Here is a 16,745-nt window from a genome sequence, read left to right as displayed (position 1 = left end):
CTACTTCTTGGCGGACCTAGGCTTGGGTTCCTTCGCGGCCTTCGGCGGCAGGCTGGCGACGTACGCGAACGCCTTCTCCGTCCAGGCGCGGGCGCGTGCGTCATCGCCGTCGCCCTCCTCGTTCCACATCTCCGGCAGCCCGGTGTATCCGCCCATCGGACGTTCGGCGGGGCCGAAGGGGACCGTCCGCTCCGAGGATTCCAGCACCTCCCGGTCCTCGTCGGAGAGTTTGATGCCGATGGTGGGCCCGAACAGCCCGGCGAACATGTTGCCGTTGACGAAGGCACCCAGGTTCCCGAACATCGGCTTGATGACCACCTCGGGATGGTCGGGCACCACGGTCCGGAAGTGTTCCTTGTCCGCCTCGGTCGCTTTGGGCATTTCCATCGGTGCACCTCCGGTAGCAGGGCTCAGGCAGCATGTGATGGGCGCGGCCTGGTGCCGCCCCATGCCCGGATCATACGCCCGCCCGGCGGCCCCGGCCACCGTTTCAGGGACACGCCCCGCCACCGTCGGAGACCCGGCAACTTACCCCCGCCGGACCCTGCTGTTTACCGGAAGGCAGTGCTATACATAGCTCAAGGCAACTAATTTGCAGTGGCGTTTCGGACGAACCGGGCCCGCCCGGAGGCTGGAGGGAAGGTGCAGACCAGGCCAGCCGGGGCGCGGACGGGCCGCCGGACACTCGCCGCCGTTGCCTGTCTCGGAGCCGTCCTCACCTCCTGCTCAGCCGGCAGTGCCGTCACGGACACCGTCTCCACCGCCGCGCAGAACAGCTCCTCCGCCATCGCCACCGCCAAGCTCGCCGTTGGCCTCGACTCCGGCGGCAAGCTCACCAAGGCCGCCACCTCCACCACGCTCGACGACGCGCTCAAGGAAGTGCAGACCAGCCGCGACACCGTCCTGCGCCTCTCGGCCACCTCGCCCGAGGACCGGCAGGTGCGGGAGGAGGCGCTGAAAGTGCTGGACAGTTCGGCTGCCAGCCTCACCACCGCGCGGAACGCCGTATCGTCCGACGGCGGCGGGCCATCCCTTGAGGACGGGGACAAGGCGCTCGCCGCGGCTGGGGACGCGCTGGAGCAGCTCACGTCGAAGGTGGGTAAGAAATGAAGCGCCTGCTCGGCGTCGCCCTCGGCATCCTGACCGCCATCGGCGGGTTTGTGGACATCGGCGACCTGGTGACCAATGCGGTCGTCGGATCCCGATTCGGCATGTCGCTGGTCTGGGTGGTGGCCGTCGGCGTCGTCGGCATCTGCGTTTTCGCCAACATGTCGGGGCGGGTGGCAGCCGCCTCCGGCCGGGCCACATTCGAGGTGATCCGCGAACGGCTGGGGCCCCGCGCCGGGCTGGCCAACCTGTCCGCGTCCTTCCTCATCAACCTCATGACGGTGACCGCGGAGATCGGCGGCATCGCCCTGGCCCTGCAGCTGGCCAGCAGCGTCAACTACCTGCTCTGGATTCCGCTGGCGGCGGTGGCCGTGTGGCTGGTGATCTGGCGGGTCAAGTTCTCCATCATGGAAAACGTCACCGGGCTCCTCGGGCTGACGCTGATCGTCTTCGCCGTGGCGCTGTTCCTGCTCAAGCCGGACTGGGGCAACCTCGCCAGCCAGGCCATCCCCGCCGTCCCGGCCGAGGAAACCGGCGCCACGTACTGGTACTTCGCCATCGCCCTGTTCGGCGCCGCGATGACGCCGTACGAGGTGTTCTTCTTCTCCTCCGGCGCTGTGGAGGAGGGGTGGAAGATCAAGGACCTGATCCAGTCGCGGATCAACGTGCTGGTGGGCTTCCCGCTCGGCGGCCTGCTGTCCGTCGCGATCGCCGGGTGCGCCGCCGTCGTCCTTCTTCCGGCAGGAATCGCCGTCACGTCCCTCTCCCAGGTGATCCTCCCGGTGGCGGCGGGCGCCGGGAAACTGGGGCTCGCAGTCGTACTTGTTGGCGTGGTGGCCGCGACGTTCGGTGCCGCGCTGGAGACGACGCTCTCCAGCGGCTACACGCTGGCGCAGTTCTTCGGCTGGTCCTGGGGCAAGTTCCGCAAGCCCGCGGAGGCTGCCCGATTCCATGTGTCGATGATCATCTGCCTGCTGGTGGGGCTGGCGGTGCTGGCCACGGGCGTGGACCCCGTCCTGGTCACCGAATACTCCGTGGTGTTCTCCGCCGTGGCCCTGCCGCTGACGTACCTGCCTATCCTGATCGTGGCGAACGACCCCCAATACATGGGCAAACACGTCAACGGCCGCGGCGTGAATGTGGTGGCGATGATCTACCTCGTGGTGATCCTCGTGGCCTCACTGGCGGCCATACCGCTGATGATCGTGACAGGAGCCGGCGCATGAAAACTTCCCGCCCGCTGCCCTCCGTTCCGCCTGTCGCCGGGCAGACCCTGGACGCGCAGCTGCACCTGCTGGACCGCCAGGCTTTGGACAGCGACGGCGTCCCGGTCACCACCGTGGACGACCTCGAATTCGGCGTCCCCGAGGGCGCGCCGGAGCTTCCGGTGGGCACGGTCATTCCTGAGGGGACGCCGGCGCCGGTGCTCACCGCGCTGCTGACCGGCCCGGTCCTGGGGACGCGCATCTTCGGCGGCAGGCCGCCGTCGTCCCGGCTGATCCGGATTCCGTGGACGGACGTGGCCAGCGTCGGTGTGGTGATCCGGCTCGGCGTCAGCGGCCAGAGCCTCGACGCGGACTGGGTGGAACGCTGGATCCGGGACAAGATCATCACCCGGATTCCGGGGTCGGGAGGCCGCCGTGATCCTCGGTGATCTTTTGGGCACCCCGGTGCATGACGACGACGGCGTGCGGCTGGGGCGCGTGGCCGACGCCCGGTTCGTGGTGGACGGCGCCCCGCGCCCGCTGATGGCGGACGCCCGGCTGCTGGGGCTGGTGGTCAGCCCGCACAGCTGGTCGTCGTTCCTGGGCTACGAGCGGAACGATCTGACGCAGCCGTGGCCGCTGCCCCAGCTGCTGCGGTGGCGGCACCGTGGGTCCTTCTTCGTGCTGTGGGAGGACATTGCGGTGCTGGGGGAGCGGTCCGTGCGGCTGCGGCCCGGGTACACGGCGTACAGTCCGGCGCTGGACGGGAACGGGCAGGAGTAGGTTCCGCTTCGTATTCGCTCCCTGAATGGTTGTGCCTGCAAGTTTGGCGTTTGCACTGGTGGATCTCCTGTAGAGTTGATCACGTTGTTGTGTTTGCATTGTGTAGTTCAGGCAGTACGCGCGGTCGAAAGTCCGCGTTCTTCTGAAGTAGCGGTTTTGAACACCCCACACCGGAGGACCCGAAAGTCGGGACTTTTCCTCCACCTTCACGAAGGACAAAAATAATGGCTACTGGCACCGTCAAATGGTTTAACGCTGAAAAGGGCTTCGGCTTCATCTCCCCGGACGACTCCTCGCAGGACGTTTTCGCGCACTACTCCGCGATCAACTCCTCCGGCTTCCGCTCACTCGAAGAGAACCAGAAGGTTTCCTTTGAAACCGAGCAGGGCCCCAAGGGTCCCCAGGCCGTCAACATCCAGGCTCTCTAATTTCTAGAGCTTCCTGAGCTGTAACGCTTCACGCAGGGCCCGTCTTCGGACGGGCCCTGTTTGCGTTTAACCTGCTGACTGAGCCTGCCGAAATCACGCTGTCACCCGCTGATTGCGCCCGCGCGCCGCAGCGTGTTAAGGTCGTGGCGATCGTGACCGGTTGGCAGGAGGTGAGACCCATGAACGCAGTATCCGCAATGGGTGCTCCCTGCAGTCCACGATCGCGCGGCTGAGCCAGTCGCCACCGGGAGCGCCGAACAGGCAAATCGCGAAGGGCGACTCCCATGAACACAACACCTTTTTCAACTCTGCACTCCACCCCGACGGCGGCCTCTGACCACCCGGCCTCTGACCACCCGGCCTCTGACCACCCGGGGGCTGACCAGCCGCAGGTCGACGCCACGCAACGGATACCCGCCTCGGGTGGGCGGGCGCTGGTCCTCGGTGGCGGCGGATCCACAGGCAATGCGTGGCTGATCGGCGTCATCGCCGGCCTGTTTGAGGCCGGGCTGGATGTGACCGGGGCCGATCTGATCGTTGGGACGTCGGCCGGATCCACCGCTGCGGCCCAGATAACCGGCGCGAACCCGGCTGAACTGTTTGCCGATATCCTCGCCGCCGCGCCCCAGCCACGGACTGGACCGGACGGATCCGGCCGTGGACCGGGCCCGGTGAGGCCCGTGATGAACCAGATGGAGAGGACGGGCAAGATCATCGCCGCCGCCGAGGACGCGGCCGACATGCGCCGCAGAATGGGTGCCGCGGCGCTCGAGTTGGATGCGGCGTCGGACGACTCCCGGCAAACGCAATGGCGCGCCACCGTTGCGGCCCGGCTTCCCAGCCAGCTCTGGCCGCAGCAGCGGGTGCTCATCACGGCGGTCGATGCCCATAGCGGTGAACCCGTCGCGTTTGACCGTGACAGCGGGGTCGACCTGGCGGACGCCGTGGCGGCCAGCTGTTCCAGTGGCGCCACCTTCGGCATCGGCGGCAGCCGGTACATCGACGGGGGCTACCGATCCAACGCCGACAACGCCGACCTGGCAGCCGGATACGAACGGGTGCTGGTGCTGTCGCCATTCGGCGGCAGGTCACGGACTCCGGAGGAATGGGGCATGCATCTCGCCACACAGGTCGGAGAACTGCGCGCCCACGGCAGCCAAGTGGAAACCATCTTCCCGGACGCCGACTCCGAGCACATGTTCGGCGCCAATGCGATGAACCTGTCGCTGCGTCCCGCCGCGGCACGCGCCGGATACGACCAAGGCAGAGCCCTCGCCAAAGAGCTGACCGAGTTCTGGCGCTGACAAAACGCTGATTGAGCCTGTCGAAATCAAGGACGCGCGCGGCGATGGAACAATTGCCAGTATGCAGACAGTCCCCGCGTACGACCTCAGGATCAGCATTCAAGGCACCGAACCCCAGATCTGGCGGCAGCTTCAACTCCCGGAAACCGTCACCGTCCCGGAATTCCACCGCGTGGTTCAGGCGGCGTTCGGGTGGGAAAACAGGCACCTTTACGGGATCCGCTGCACTGACGTCCGGGGAGAACGGCGCGTCATCGTTGGTCCGGACGAAGCGGCCGACGACATCGATGCTGAACCGGCGTCGGGCGTCGCGCTCTTCGAACTCCTGGATGCCCAGAGGACGGGACCCGCCGATTTCGAGTACGAATACGACTTCGGTGACGCCTGGACGCACACCGTCGAGTTGATGGGTCCCGCCGAGCTTCCCGAGGGGACTTTGCGCTGCACGGACGGCGCGAACCGCGGCCCGGTGGAGGATTCCGGCGGGGCGCCCGGCTACGAGCGGGTCATTGACGTCCTGGGCGATACCGGGCACGCGGAATACGGGGATGTTGCCAGTTGGTACAAGTTTGTAACCGGCCAGGACGCCGCAACTTTCGCGCCGACCTCGCTCGATGCAAGCGCGCTCAACGCCCGGCTGGACGAGCTTGCCCTACAACTGTGGCCTGAGCCGCCCACGGATGGCGAGATCGACGCCGTCGTCCATTCCGTCCACTGGTTCCTGTCCCAGGTTCCGGCCGACGGGTTGCCGCTGACCCAGGACGGCTACCTCAAACCGGCCTTCGTCAGGGAAACCTTTGAAGCCCTCGGCCTCAGTGACAGATGGCCCGGCAAGGCCAACCGCGAGGTCCAAACTCCGCCCGTCCTGCGGCTCCGGGAGCAGCTGCAGGCCTGGAAACTTCTCCGGAAGTCCAAGGGCAGGCTGCTGCTGACGCCCGCCGGACGCAAAATGAACGACGGCGGTCGTCCACTGTGGGATTACCTCGCCAATGCCGTCGGCAGTCCTCCGGAGCAGGCGGCAGTCACGGTGAACGGCCTCCTGGTGCGGTGGTTGCTCGACGGCACCACGCCGCGTTGGGATGAGCGGGCACGGGTCGTTGCCGACACCCTCAACATTGAAGGGTTCCGCACCCGGAACGGAGGTCCCATCCCGCTGGACCTTGGCCACGACATGTACCTTCACAGCCGCTGGACCCTAGGCTGCCTGCAACTGACGGCGCCCGGGGGCGGCTTTTCCGACCATCCCGTGATGACGGACGGAGGACGAAAGTTCCTGCTTCAGGTGCAGGGGCTGCTCGACGGGAGATAATCGGGCCGCGGGTCGGTTTCGACAGGCTCAACCAGCGGGTCGGCCGTCACAGCTGCCCGCGGGCCATCAGGAACGCGGTCAGCGCCGGGCTGTCGATCTCCTTCGCCAGCCAGGGAACGGCCTGGGCGGCGGCTTCGTCACCGAGCACGGCGCGGTGGGACTGCGCCCGGACCACGAACTCCCGCATCCCGCTCCGGCTCGCCAGCGCCCCGAGCCGCTCAACAACCTCGACGGCCCGCTCGGATCTGGCCGCGATGGCCACCTCCGCCGCAACGTCCAGCAGCCGGGCCGAGTACCAGAGGTACCAGGGCTTGGGCTCCATCCCCCTGTCCACCCAGTGCTGCGCCGCGGCGAGGTCGCCGTGCGCCAGGAACAGCCGCGCTTCGGCCCCTGCGGCGAGGGCCATGTAGCAGTGGTCCCCGGCCAGGTCCGCCATCACCCACGACCGGTCGATCATCTCCGCGGCCGCCTCGAGGTCGCCGGCCGCGAGATACGTTTCGCCGCGGACTCCGGCCACGAAGGGTTCGAACGCCGTCCAGTGTTCGGCGAGGATCCACTGCAGCGCATGGTCAAGGGTCTCGGCCGCCAACTCCAGCTCACCGCGCAGCAGCCATACCCGCCCGAGGAGCGCGCTGCTGAACGCCAGCTGCCGGCGGCTCCGCGCCTCCCGGGTGAGCCTGACGGACGCGGTCAGCGCCTCCACAGCGTCGCCGTAGCGGGCGGTATCGGATGCCAGCATTCCCTGGATTGCCAGGACCCGTGCCTGCTCTTCGGGAAATCCGACGGCGGCAGAGCCGGCCCGCTCCAGCCAGCCGGCCGCTCGGTCCGGGACGCCGCGCTGGACGGACAGGTATCCCAGCTCCCGGTAAGCGGCAGCGGAAGTGGGGGACGCGCCGTCGTACTTTTCCGGCCGTGCCTCAACAGGAGCCCCGGCCGGCCGTGACTCGGCCGACAGCGCCCTATGCAGGAAGTCCGCCACCTCCGCGCCGCGGCCGCCCGCCTGGTGGATCATCGCCCCGGCCAGCGTCACCAGCGACTCGGCGAGGAGGTGCCGGACGGGTGTGCGCTGGGCGAGGACGACGGCGAGCCGCAGCTGATCCAGCCCCCGGTCCACAGCCCCGGCCGAGAGCGAGGCACCGCCGGCGTCGAGATAGGACCGCACGGTGGCGACGGTCGCCGGGATTCCGGGGTCTGCCTCCGGTGCGGCGCCGGACAATGCAGTGCGAATTTCGGGCGGCAGCGGCAGGCCCAGTTCGTCGCGGTACAGGTTGGCGCACTTGGTCACGTGCTCGCGCGCATGCCGGTGCTCACCGATCGCCACCAGCGCCCTGACCAGCACGGCATTGCAGTCAGTGTGGAACGGGTCCCGCTGCAGCGCCCGCGTGGCCAGATCGGCAGCCTCCCGGGGATCGCCCGAGGCGAGGGCAGACACGGATGACTCATACAGCAGCGACTGCGCGCAGTTCTCCAGCCGGTAGCGCTGGTCCGCCAGCCAGGAGTCGAACACCGGGCAATCGGTGAAGGACAGCCCCTCAAGCAGCTGGCCGTTCAGGCTGTGCGGGTCGGGGCGGGGGATGGCACCCGCCCCGACGAGTTCGACGGCGTCACATCGCCACGGCGGCCGCAGCGCCAGCCGCAGCGGGTCGCCGTCGAGCGTCACGCCGGTGAGCGTCCGCCGGAGCTCGGAGAGGTTCCAGCGCAGGGCACCGAGCGGATCGGCCGCGTCGGGGAACAGCAGCGTTGCCAGCCGCGACCGCCCGGCGCCGTCGGGCTGAAGCGCAAGGTAGGCCAGCACGGCCCAGGCCTTGCGGCCCCTGGGCTGCGGGGGAGCGCTGTCAGTGGACTCGATCGCTGGCGGACCGAGGAGCCGAATGGTGCTTTCGGCCATACGCGTCATTTTAGCCCCGGCCCTCCGCGGAGTCAGGGGGCATTCACACGCTTGCTCACACGGCGGCTGAGCACACTGAAATCACCCCATCCGCTCACAACCATCGAGGCACAAACACCATGGCACTGCTCGTTATCCTGCTGCTCACCGGACTCTGGGCTGTCACCGCCACCGTTCGCTCCGTCCTGACCGACGGCCGGGGTCACACCCCGAGTGTCCGCTCGGATGAGTTTTGGAACGCGGGAGACCTGCCCAGCGTCCCGTACTCCAGCGCCCGGCTCTGGTAGAAGCGTTTACCGCTGATTGAGCCTGCCGGAATCAGGGAGACCTGGTTTCGACAGGCTCTGCCTGCGCCGCCAACCACGAGCGCTTAGTGCAGCCCCATCGCTTCGCGCACTTCGTCGAGGATGTGGTGCATGGCGCTCTCCGCCGCCGTGGCGTCCCCGGCAGCGACGGCCGCGGCCGCTTTCTCGTGGGCGTCCAGGGCCTCGGGCCGCGGCTTGAACGGCATCAGCCCCTGGTGCGTGCGGCTGGTGAGCACCTCGGCCACCATCCCCTCCAGGGACGAGAACATCTCGTTGCCGCAGCTCTTCAGCAGCAGCCGGTGGTACGCGATATCGGCTGCAAGAAATCCCTCAAGCTCTCCCGCTTCGCCCAGCCGGCGCAGGTCCGCAGCCAAGGCGACCAGCTGGCTCCGTTCCGCCGCGCTCGCCCGGCGGGCCGCACCCGCCGCGGCAATAGGTTCGACGGCGATGCGCAGCTCCGTGAGGCTGGCGTACTGTTCGGCGCGGCGCTCAGACGCCAGACGCCACCGTACGAGCTTGGGGTCATAGACGTTCCAGCGGTCCGGGCTCTGCACCACGATCCCCACCCGCCGGCGTGAGTAGACCAGGTTCATCGACTCGAGGACCTTCATGGTGTCCCGTGCCACCGTCCGCGATATGCCGTACTCCTGCTGGAGGCCTTCAAGGGTCAGGCGGCTTCCCGGCGCCAGGGCGCCGGCCGCGATGGCCACACCCACGGCGTCGAGGACGCGTTCGTGCATGGCGGGTGACAACCCGCCGTCGTACGCGTTATCCGCGCGGTCTTCTGTCGCCGTCGACATGATCCTGCCTTTCCTCTGCGCTGAGGCGCTCCTCCAGCGTACCGGAAGACGACGGCAAAGGTATGACCTGTGACACGCAAAGATAGTATCTTTCGGATGAATTGGTGATACCTTATCTCCAGCGCAGTTCGAGTCGGGCTGCAGATTGAGCTTCTTCCACAAGCCAAAGACGTCTTCTTCGGAGGTAAACATGCAGTATCCAGCCACGCATCTGGTGGTGATGGGCGTTGCCGGTTCGGGCAAGTCCACGATCGCCGCGGCCCTGTCCAAGCAACTTGGCTGGGCAAGCGCGGAGGCGGACGAGTTCCACCCGCAGTCCAACATCGACAAGATGAGCCAGGGCATTCCGCTGCAGGACGAGGACCGCTGGCCGTGGCTGCAGCAGATCCAGGACTGGATGACGGACCAGGCCCGCGGCGGCCACAGCACCGTGCTCACCTGCTCCGCGCTGAAGCAGAGCTACCGCAAGCTGCTGGCCGAAGCCGAGGGCCGCGTGATCTTCATTCACCTGCACGGCGACGCCGAGCTGCTCAGCCAGCGCATGCAGGGACGCGAGGGCCACTTCATGCCGCCCACACTGCTGCCCAGCCAGCTGGCCACCCTGGAACCGCTGACCGCCGAAGAATTCGAGACCGGAAGCCTCCGGCTCGACATCACCCGCTCCCCGGAGGAACTCATCGCCGCCATCCTGGCCGCGCTGCAGCTCCCCGCCAACGGGGTCGCCGCCAACACCCAGCTCCCCACCGACCCGGCGCCAAGCGCCACCTAGCTGCAACACCCGGGCGCCGCATGCCCCAAGCGGCACCCACCCCCAAGAAATCTGCTTCAAAGGAGAACCATGACCATCGAAGGATGGACACAAACGCTGGGCGCAGGACCGCTGCTGCTCATTGCGGCAGTGGCGATCGGCGTCCTGCTGTTCCTGATCATCAGACTGCGCATGCACGCGCTGCTTGCCCTGATCCTGGTCAGCCTCGGCACCGCCTTCGCCACGGGCATCCCCGCCAACCAGGTGGTCCCGGTGCTCATCAACGGTTTCGGGACGACCCTCGGAACCGTGGCCCTGCTCGTCGGCCTGGGCGCCATGCTCGGCCGGATCGTGGAAACCAGCGGCGGCGCCAAGGTGCTGGCCGACTACATGATCGGCATCTTCGGTGAGAAGCGCGCCCCCTTCGCGCTGGGCCTCGCCTCGCTGATCTTCGGCTTCCCCATCTTCTTCGACGCCGGCCTCGTAGTCATGCTCCCGGTGGTCTTCGCCGTCGCCCACCGGCTGGGCGGGGGAGTGCTGCGCTACGGCCTCCCCGCCGCCGGCGCGTTCTCCGTGATGCACATCTACCTGCCGCCGCATCCGGGCCCGGTCTCGGCGTCGGCCTTCTTTGAAGCGAACGTCGGCCTGGTGACCATCGCCGGCCTGCTCACCGCCATCCCCACCTGGTACCTCACCGCGTACCTGTACGGTCTGTGGACCGGCAAGAAGCTGGAGCTCCCGGTCCCGGAACTCCTGGGCCACGCCACCGCCGAGGCAGAATCCCATCCGCCGCGCTTCCGCACCATCATGGGCCTGCTGCTCCTGCCGCTGCTCTTCATCTTCATCAACACCGGCCTGAACACCGCGGCCGCCTCCGGTCTGCTGCCCGCCTCCGTCAAGGACGAGCAGTGGTTCCAGTTCCTGCGCACGCTGGGCGAAACCCCGGTGGCGCTGCTCATCACGGTGTTTGTGGCCATGTTTGTCCTCGGCGCCCGCCGCGGGGTGAACAACGGCGTCCTCGAGAACCTGCTCGAATCCTCGCTGGGGCCGGTCTGCTCGGTCATCCTCATCACCGGCGCCGGCGGCATGTTCGGCGGCGTGCTGCGCACTTCCGGCATCGGCGACGCGCTGGCCGACGTGCTGGGCCACATGGGCATCCCGCTCATCCTGGCCGGCTTCCTGATCTCGTCCATCCTGCGCATCGCCCAGGGTTCCGCCACCGTGGCCCTCACCACCACCGCCGGCCTGATCGCCCCCGGTGTTGCCGCGGCCGGAATGAACGGCATGCAGGTGGCCGCGCTGGTCATCGCCTGTGCCGCCGGCTCCGTGGTGGCCTCACACGTGAACGACGCCGGCTTCTGGATGGTGGGCCGCTTCTTCGGCATGGACGTCAAGACCACGCTGAAGACCTGGACCGTCATGGAAACCCTGATCGGCGTGATGGGCTTCGGCATCGCCGCGGCCATCTTCGCCGTGGCCGGGCTGTCGGGTTAGCCCGCTTTCTTAAGTACGACGGCGGGAGGCCGGCAGATCTGCCGGCCTCCCGCCGTCGTTGTGCTAAGACTGGAACTTCCCGACCAGAAAGCGGCCCACAATGATCAATCTGCAGCAGGATGCCGAAGGCTTCATCCGGATGAACCGGCACTTCCCGGAGAGCATCCTCGTCTCCGTGACCTTTTCCGACGGCTCCGTGGAGCAGGTCTTCGGCAAGCGGCTCAACCAGGCGTACGATGAAGCCCTCGCCGAGTTCCGCGCACAGAACCACCTGGACGCGAAAGGCTTCTCGCGCCACCAGAAGAGCCGGACCAACCCCGGGAACAAGGTCGACTTCGTGCGCGTCCAGCGCGGGATCGGGACTGCGACCGGCTGACCGCGCTCCCGAGATCCAGGCGTCGGGTTTCGACAGGCCCAACCGGCGGCGGTTTCCACAGCCTCAACCAGCGGCCCTCCGAGGTAAAGGACGCGGCGCAGCTCCGACGTAGTTGGTCGGACAAGGTGAGTTTATGATCAACGGAGCAAACTGTTGACAATCCACAGAGACGGCTAGTATTGTCGACAATCGACGGTAGTTCTAGCGAGCATCGCCCCATCGGAAAAGTTCATTCCCACATCTCGTCGACAATCGACGAAAAAAGGTAAACAGAGGAACAACAATGGCATTCGAAACCAAACCGAAGTTCGTTACATTCGACATGAACGGAACGCTCATCAAGTTCGCGATCAATGACGCGTTGCGTGAGGTCCTGGGCGAACGGCTACCGGCCGAGATCGCCGACGAGTACTTGCGGATCTGCAAGGCGTACCGCATCGACGAGTGCACGGGCGGATACAAGCCGTTCCACCAGATCGTTGCGGACTCCATGGAACGCGCCTCGCGCAGGGTTGGCCTCGAGTTCCGTACCGCCGACGCACGGGCAGTCTATGAGAAGATCCCGTCCTTTGGCCCGTACCCGGGTGTGACCGAGGCATTGAACCGGCTGGCTGAGGAAGTTCCGCTGGTCATCATCACCAACAGTGACACCGCCCATGCTGCGCGCCTTGCGACGAACCTCCGGGCCCCGTTCGACACCATCATCAGCGCCGAGCAGATGGGCTGCTACAAGCCACGTCTCCGCGCGTTTGAATACATGTTCGACAAGCTCGGCGTGACACCGGACGAGATCGTGCACGTCTCCGCGAGCCCGATGTACGACCACAGGCCTGCAGCCATCATGGGCATCAAGAACAAGGTGTACGTTGACCGGGGCTTCGAGCACGACGAGCACTGGCTCGGCTACGAGCGGATCACCGACATCGCCGATCTGCCCGTCCTCTTTGGCCTGCCGCGTCCGGCTGCCTCGTAAGAGAGACCTGGCTAGCGATGAGCCTTGCGACGCCGGATTCCGCTTTGGATCGGCTCCGGGCCCTCGGCCTGGACCTTCCCAGCCTCGCGGACAACCCCCACTTCGTGCACCACCGGGCGGTGGATTCCAGCATCCACGTCTCCGGCCAACTGCCCTACAAGGACGGTGTCTTGCTGGGCCAGGGGATCGTCGGCAGGGACGTCGGGCTGGAGACGGCACAGGACCTCGCCCGCCATACCGTGGTCAATTGCCTCGCCGCCGCCGTGCAGGCGGTGGGAGATCTGGAGCGGGTCCGGATCGTGCAGATGCTGGTCTTCGTGGCCAGTACACCGGACTTCGGTCTGCAATCGCAGGTCGCCAACGCGGCCAGTGAAGTGCTCATCGAAGTGTTGGGCGAGAACGGACGGCACGCCCGCACCGCAATCGGCGTCGCCGGACTGCCATTGAACACTCCTGTGGAGATCCAGATGATCTGCACAGCGGTTTAGTGGCGGACGTGTTGGCGGCAAATTCATGAGGAGAACAAGCATGAACCGTATTCAGGGAGCACTCAACGCCCTCGCCGGGCGAGTTGACACCCCTGCGCCGATCGTTCTGGTCGACGTGATGCAGGACAACATCGATCGCATGCAGGGCTTCGCCGCCCGGCATAACCTCGACGTCAGGCCGCACGTAAAAACACATAAGTGTGTCGAAATCGGCAGGCGCCAGATCAAGGCCGGAGCTGTCGGAATCACCGCAGGAAACGTTGGTGAGGCCGAAATCTTCGCCGCAGCAGGCTTCGACGATATCTTCATCGCCTACCCGATCTGGCCTTCGGGAACGAAGGGCCTGCGGATCCGCAAACTTGCCGTCACCACCCGGCTGCGGGTCGGCGTCGACAATTTCGCGGCCATCGATGCCCTTGCAGATGCGATGGGAACTGAAGCCGAACGGCTGCAGGTTGTGATCGAGGTGGACTGCGGTGCTCGTCGTTCCGGTGCGCCACCCGAGATCGCAGGCGACCTCGCAGCTGCCGCCCGCAGACGCGGACTCGTCCCGGTGGGCATCTTCACGTATCCAGGTCACGGAAGCTCCAACCGGGACGCCCGCAAGGGCGCGGCACTGGACCAGGAGGCCGCGCTCACCGCAGCGGTGCGCAGCTTCAACGGGGTGGGCATCAGCCCCGAGGTGGTCAGTGCGGGCTCCACACCCACCGTGGAGTACTCCGCGACCAGCAGCGTGATCACCGAGATCCGGCCCGGAGAATATGTGTTCAATGACTTGAACAACACCCGGCTCGGGGCCTGCACTGAAGATCAAATTGCTCTGTTCGTCGCTGGCACGGTGGTCAGCAGCTGGGTTCCTGATCAAGTCATCCTCGATGTAGGCAGCAAAGCACTAAGCCGAGAAGGCAGCCCCGAGATTGGCTACGGGGCCGTCCCCGGCACGTCGGCCATTCTCTCCAAGCTCAACGAGTATCACGGATTCCTGCCGCTGCCGGCTGGCGAATTCCGCCCGAGCGTCGGCACGGTGCTTCCGATCGTGCCGAACCACGTCTGCCCGGTTGTCATCAATTTTGAGGAACTGCTTGTCACGGACAGCGCGGGCGCATCGCTGGAGCGGTGGCGGGTGGATGCGCGCGGATTCCTGAACTGATCCGTCCCCGATGGACATCCCGTCCCAAGCCCCCAACCCAAGCGATTCACCGTACCAAGGAGTGACCCCCATGAGACTTGATAAGACCACTGCCGTTATCACGGGTGCCAGCAGCGGAATCGGGGAAGCAGTGAGTTCCCGCTTCCGGCGCGAAGGCGCTCGACTGCTGCTCACGGGCCGCAGGGAGCAACTTGATACCGCCCAACCCGACGACCTGTACGTCCCTGGAGATCTCAACGATGAGGCCTTCGTCGAATGCCTGGCCCGCCAGGCCGCCGAATCATTCGGAACCGTGGACGTCGTCGTCCTTAACCATGGACTGCAGGTCAGCGGCCCACTGACGGAGATGGCGTATGAAGATGCGAGGAACGTAATCCACAGCAACCTGCTCAGCGCCTTCCTGATGATGAAGCACTTCGCACCACTGATGCCCGCAAGGGGCGGCTCGTTCGTCCTCGTCAGTTCACGACTGGGCATAGTCGGCAAACCCGACGAAGTGCTGTACTCCGCGGCTAAGGGCGGCCTCATCATGCTCGCCAAGGGCGCTGCTATCGAGTGGGCCGCACGCAACATCCGCGTCAACGTTGTTGCGCCAGGACTGACCGTCACTCCCGTCATCGAGGCATCGTTCCAGCGGAGGCCCGATCCCGAGGCCTACCGCCGCGAGCGGGAGGGCCAGATCCCGCTTCAACGCCTCGCAACCCCCGAAGAGATCGCCGACGCCATACTTTTCATGGCGTCACCCGAATCCTCCTACATCACCGGAGCGGTCCTCCCCGTCGATGGCGGATACACCGCCTTCTGACACCACGCCATCCACCGCAGACACCTATAAGCCGGCCAAGGCCGGGGGATGGCCCGCAGCCGTATTAGCTCAACGGTTCACACACATAAAGAAGGACAACAATGACAGCCCTTGCGGCAGCACCCCGAAACGGAGAGCTCGGCTTCTGGATGGCCGGACTCGCGGACAAGAGACCTACGTACCCCCGCATCACAGGCGATGGCTCAGTAGACCTGGCCATAATCGGTGGCGGCTACACAGGCCTGTGGGCGGCGTATTTTGCCAAGAAGCTCGAGCCGTCGCTCTCGGTCGCAGTCTTTGAGGCAGAACAGATAGGCTACGGGGCGTCCGGACGCAACGGCGGCTGGCTGTCTGCCATGATTCCAGGAAACCGGGCGACGTTTGCCCGCGTATCCGGGGGCGGGCTGGACGCGAGCCGGGCCTTCCAGCAGGAGTTTATTGCCGGCGTCGACTCCGTCCTGGATATTCTTCAGGCCGAGGGCATTGATGCGGATCAGCATAAAGGTGGCGCGCTCGTGGCTGCCCACACCAAGGCAGGGCTGGGCCGGCTGGTCACCAGGCGCGATGCCGACTTGAAGTACGGGGTGACCGAAGATGAGGTCCATCTGCTCGGCCGGGATGAGTTCCAGAGCCGGGTCAACATCTCCACCGTCCACGGCGGGCTCTTCTACAAGCACTGCGCCCGGATCCAGCCGGCCAAACTCGTCTACGGGCTCGCGGACACCCTGACGTCCATGGGCGTGAGCATCTATGAACGCAGCCGGGTAGGCAGCATCGACGGTACGACCCTCAGCCTGGACAACGGGCGGGTGACCGCGGCCAAGACGTTCATTTGCACCGAAGGATATTCGGGGCAGCTGCTTGGCAGCCGGGCCCTCATACCGATCAATTCCTCGATGATCGTGACCAAACCGCTGTCGGAGGAGGCATGGCAGCAAATTGGCTGGAACGGGCAGCAGTGCCTTAACGACTCCGCACATACTTTCATCTACTCCCAACGCACAGCGGACGGCCGCATCGCCATCGGCGGCAGGGGAGTGCCCTACCGCTACGGCTCCGGCACCGGGGGCGCCGGTTCAACTGCCCAGTCAACGATCGATCTGATCTCTACGAAACTCCGCTCCTTCTTCCCTGGCATCCAGTTCGAAGTGGACCATGCCTGGTCCGGAGTCCTGGGCGTCACCCGTGACTGGAACGGCGGGGTGAACTGGGACCCAGTGTCCGGGATCGGATCTTCAACCGGATACGCAGGGCACGGCGTCACGGCAGCCTACGTGGGCGGGCGAACTCTCGCGGAACTGGCTTTCGAACGGAAGACGCGGCGCACCACACTTCCCTGGGTTGGCTACCGCGCACGGAACTGGGAACCGGAGCCCATCCGCTGGCTGGGTGTTCACGGCATGTACCGGCTTTTCGGTCTTGCTGATCAATGGGAAGAGCGCAGGGATTCCACCAAGACCTCGCTCCTGGCCAGATTCGGCAGCAGGCTCGCCGGACTGCACGAATAGCGACCCACCACCGATGCCAAACACAACAACGAGAGGTTGTTTCCATCATGCAGACCATCACTGACGGAAGCATG

At 66.1% G+C, this 16,745-nt stretch carries 19 protein-coding genes; 16 read left to right on the top strand and 3 right to left on the bottom strand.

Features of this window, described 5'->3' with window-relative positions:
• Complete coding sequence (locus R5O87_RS07965; protein ID WP_410554387.1) at window positions 1-387, bottom strand: TfoX/Sxy family protein; 387 nt, start codon at window positions 385-387, stop codon at window positions 1-3.
• A gap of 255 nt (window positions 388-642) precedes the next feature.
• Here R5O87_RS07965 and R5O87_RS07960 point away from each other — a divergent pair, with 255 nt between their 5' ends.
• The 7 genes from R5O87_RS07960 (at window position 643) to R5O87_RS07930 (ending at window position 6,136) form a co-directional block, all read left to right on the top strand.
• On the top strand, window positions 643-1,110 hold the full coding sequence (locus tag R5O87_RS07960) for a hypothetical protein (RefSeq protein ID WP_410554386.1): 468 nt from the start codon (window positions 643-645) through the stop codon (window positions 1,108-1,110).
• Window positions 1,107-2,333: an Nramp family divalent metal transporter gene (locus R5O87_RS07955; protein WP_410554385.1), complete on the top strand. Its 1,227-nt coding sequence runs from the start codon at window positions 1,107-1,109 to the stop codon at window positions 2,331-2,333. Before R5O87_RS07960 ends, R5O87_RS07955 begins: the two co-directional genes overlap by 4 nt.
• Complete coding sequence (locus R5O87_RS07950) at window positions 2,330-2,761, top strand: hypothetical protein (protein ID WP_410554384.1); 432 nt, start codon at window positions 2,330-2,332, stop codon at window positions 2,759-2,761. The genes R5O87_RS07955 and R5O87_RS07950 overlap by 4 nt, the downstream gene beginning before the upstream one ends.
• Window positions 2,748-3,095, top strand: a complete 348-nt coding sequence (locus R5O87_RS07945; RefSeq protein ID WP_410554383.1) for a PRC-barrel domain-containing protein — start codon at window positions 2,748-2,750, stop codon at window positions 3,093-3,095. Before R5O87_RS07950 ends, R5O87_RS07945 begins: the two co-directional genes overlap by 14 nt.
• 224 nt (window positions 3,096-3,319) lie before the next feature.
• Entirely contained in the window at window positions 3,320-3,523 is a 204-nt protein-coding gene (locus R5O87_RS07940; RefSeq protein ID WP_076798513.1) for a cold-shock protein, read from the top strand.
• 284 nt (window positions 3,524-3,807) lie between these two features.
• Window positions 3,808-4,827, top strand: coding sequence for a patatin-like phospholipase family protein (locus tag R5O87_RS07935; RefSeq protein WP_410554382.1), 1,020 nt, complete (start codon window positions 3,808-3,810; stop codon window positions 4,825-4,827).
• Between the two features lie 61 nt (window positions 4,828-4,888).
• A complete protein-coding gene (locus R5O87_RS07930; RefSeq protein ID WP_410554381.1) occupies window positions 4,889-6,136 on the top strand; it encodes a plasmid pRiA4b ORF-3 family protein in 1,248 nt (415 codons plus the stop codon).
• A gap of 46 nt (window positions 6,137-6,182) precedes the next feature.
• On the opposite strand, the gene R5O87_RS07925 is transcribed toward R5O87_RS07930, so the two are convergent.
• On the bottom strand, window positions 6,183-8,024 hold the full coding sequence (locus R5O87_RS07925; protein ID WP_410554380.1) for a tetratricopeptide repeat protein: 1,842 nt from the start codon (window positions 8,022-8,024) through the stop codon (window positions 6,183-6,185).
• Window positions 8,025-8,143: 119 nt separating this feature from the next.
• Here R5O87_RS07925 and R5O87_RS07920 point away from each other — a divergent pair, with 119 nt between their 5' ends.
• Window positions 8,144-8,311: a hypothetical protein gene (locus R5O87_RS07920; protein ID WP_331572636.1), complete on the top strand. Its 168-nt coding sequence runs from the start codon at window positions 8,144-8,146 to the stop codon at window positions 8,309-8,311.
• 83 nt (window positions 8,312-8,394) lie between these two features.
• Here the strand turns inward: R5O87_RS07920 and R5O87_RS07915 are convergent, their stop codons facing one another.
• The gene (locus R5O87_RS07915; protein ID WP_410554379.1) at window positions 8,395-9,129 is read right to left on the bottom strand and encodes a FadR/GntR family transcriptional regulator; all 735 of its coding nucleotides are present in this window, start codon (window positions 9,127-9,129) and stop codon (window positions 8,395-8,397) included.
• 190 nt (window positions 9,130-9,319) lie between these two features.
• Between R5O87_RS07915 and R5O87_RS07910 the strand changes: the two genes are divergently transcribed.
• From R5O87_RS07910 to R5O87_RS07875, 8 genes are all read left to right on the top strand, one after another.
• Complete coding sequence (locus tag R5O87_RS07910) at window positions 9,320-9,898, top strand: gluconokinase (RefSeq protein ID WP_410554378.1); 579 nt, start codon at window positions 9,320-9,322, stop codon at window positions 9,896-9,898.
• A 69-nt stretch (window positions 9,899-9,967) separates the two neighbouring features.
• Window positions 9,968-11,371, top strand: a complete 1,404-nt coding sequence (locus tag R5O87_RS07905; RefSeq protein WP_410554377.1) for a GntP family permease — start codon at window positions 9,968-9,970, stop codon at window positions 11,369-11,371.
• Window positions 11,372-11,471: 100 nt separating this feature from the next.
• Window positions 11,472-11,747, top strand: a complete 276-nt coding sequence (locus R5O87_RS07900) for a hypothetical protein (RefSeq protein WP_462836411.1) — start codon at window positions 11,472-11,474, stop codon at window positions 11,745-11,747.
• Between the two features lie 283 nt (window positions 11,748-12,030).
• Window positions 12,031-12,720, top strand: a complete 690-nt coding sequence (locus tag R5O87_RS07895) for a haloacid dehalogenase type II (RefSeq protein WP_410554375.1) — start codon at window positions 12,031-12,033, stop codon at window positions 12,718-12,720.
• A 17-nt stretch (window positions 12,721-12,737) separates the two neighbouring features.
• The gene (locus tag R5O87_RS07890; protein WP_410554374.1) at window positions 12,738-13,208 is read left to right on the top strand and encodes a RidA family protein; all 471 of its coding nucleotides are present in this window, start codon (window positions 12,738-12,740) and stop codon (window positions 13,206-13,208) included.
• 40 nt (window positions 13,209-13,248) lie between these two features.
• A complete protein-coding gene (locus R5O87_RS07885; protein WP_410554373.1) occupies window positions 13,249-14,358 on the top strand; it encodes an alanine racemase in 1,110 nt (369 codons plus the stop codon).
• Window positions 14,359-14,428: 70 nt separating this feature from the next.
• Window positions 14,429-15,163, top strand: coding sequence for an SDR family NAD(P)-dependent oxidoreductase (locus R5O87_RS07880; protein ID WP_410554372.1), 735 nt, complete (start codon window positions 14,429-14,431; stop codon window positions 15,161-15,163).
• 101 nt (window positions 15,164-15,264) lie between these two features.
• Window positions 15,265-16,671, top strand: coding sequence for an NAD(P)/FAD-dependent oxidoreductase (locus tag R5O87_RS07875; RefSeq protein WP_410554370.1), 1,407 nt, complete (start codon window positions 15,265-15,267; stop codon window positions 16,669-16,671).
• The last annotated feature ends 74 nt before the right edge of the window (window positions 16,672-16,745 follow it).

Source organism: Arthrobacter globiformis (assembly GCF_046536215.2).
GTDB lineage: Bacteria > Actinomycetota > Actinomycetes > Actinomycetales > Micrococcaceae > Arthrobacter > Arthrobacter globiformis_E.
This window is presented reverse-complemented; position numbering and strand designations above follow the sequence as displayed.

Excerpts from the sequence above, each read along its gene's own strand:
- R5O87_RS07965 (WP_410554387.1), bottom strand. The coding sequence starts at position 387 with ATGGAAATGCCCAAAGCGACCGAGGCGGACAAGGAACACTTCCGGACC.
- R5O87_RS07955 (WP_410554385.1), top strand. The coding sequence starts at position 1,107 with ATGAAGCGCCTGCTCGGCGTCGCCCTCGGCATCCTGACCGCCATCGGC.
- R5O87_RS07950 (WP_410554384.1), top strand. The coding sequence starts at position 2,330 with ATGAAAACTTCCCGCCCGCTGCCCTCCGTTCCGCCTGTCGCCGGGCAG.
- R5O87_RS07940 (WP_076798513.1), top strand. The coding sequence starts at position 3,320 with ATGGCTACTGGCACCGTCAAATGGTTTAACGCTGAAAAGGGCTTCGGC.
- R5O87_RS07935 (WP_410554382.1), top strand. The coding sequence starts at position 3,808 with ATGAACACAACACCTTTTTCAACTCTGCACTCCACCCCGACGGCGGCC.
- R5O87_RS07930 (WP_410554381.1), top strand. The coding sequence starts at position 4,889 with ATGCAGACAGTCCCCGCGTACGACCTCAGGATCAGCATTCAAGGCACC.
- R5O87_RS07925 (WP_410554380.1), bottom strand. The coding sequence starts at position 8,024 with ATGGCCGAAAGCACCATTCGGCTCCTCGGTCCGCCAGCGATCGAGTCC.
- R5O87_RS07920 (WP_331572636.1), top strand. The coding sequence starts at position 8,144 with ATGGCACTGCTCGTTATCCTGCTGCTCACCGGACTCTGGGCTGTCACC.
- R5O87_RS07915 (WP_410554379.1), bottom strand. The coding sequence starts at position 9,129 with ATGTCGACGGCGACAGAAGACCGCGCGGATAACGCGTACGACGGCGGG.
- R5O87_RS07910 (WP_410554378.1), top strand. The coding sequence starts at position 9,320 with ATGCAGTATCCAGCCACGCATCTGGTGGTGATGGGCGTTGCCGGTTCG.
- R5O87_RS07905 (WP_410554377.1), top strand. The coding sequence starts at position 9,968 with ATGACCATCGAAGGATGGACACAAACGCTGGGCGCAGGACCGCTGCTG.
- R5O87_RS07900 (WP_462836411.1), top strand. The coding sequence starts at position 11,472 with ATGATCAATCTGCAGCAGGATGCCGAAGGCTTCATCCGGATGAACCGG.
- R5O87_RS07895 (WP_410554375.1), top strand. The coding sequence starts at position 12,031 with ATGGCATTCGAAACCAAACCGAAGTTCGTTACATTCGACATGAACGGA.
- R5O87_RS07890 (WP_410554374.1), top strand. The coding sequence starts at position 12,738 with ATGAGCCTTGCGACGCCGGATTCCGCTTTGGATCGGCTCCGGGCCCTC.
- R5O87_RS07885 (WP_410554373.1), top strand. The coding sequence starts at position 13,249 with ATGAACCGTATTCAGGGAGCACTCAACGCCCTCGCCGGGCGAGTTGAC.
- R5O87_RS07880 (WP_410554372.1), top strand. The coding sequence starts at position 14,429 with ATGAGACTTGATAAGACCACTGCCGTTATCACGGGTGCCAGCAGCGGA.
- R5O87_RS07875 (WP_410554370.1), top strand. The coding sequence starts at position 15,265 with ATGACAGCCCTTGCGGCAGCACCCCGAAACGGAGAGCTCGGCTTCTGG.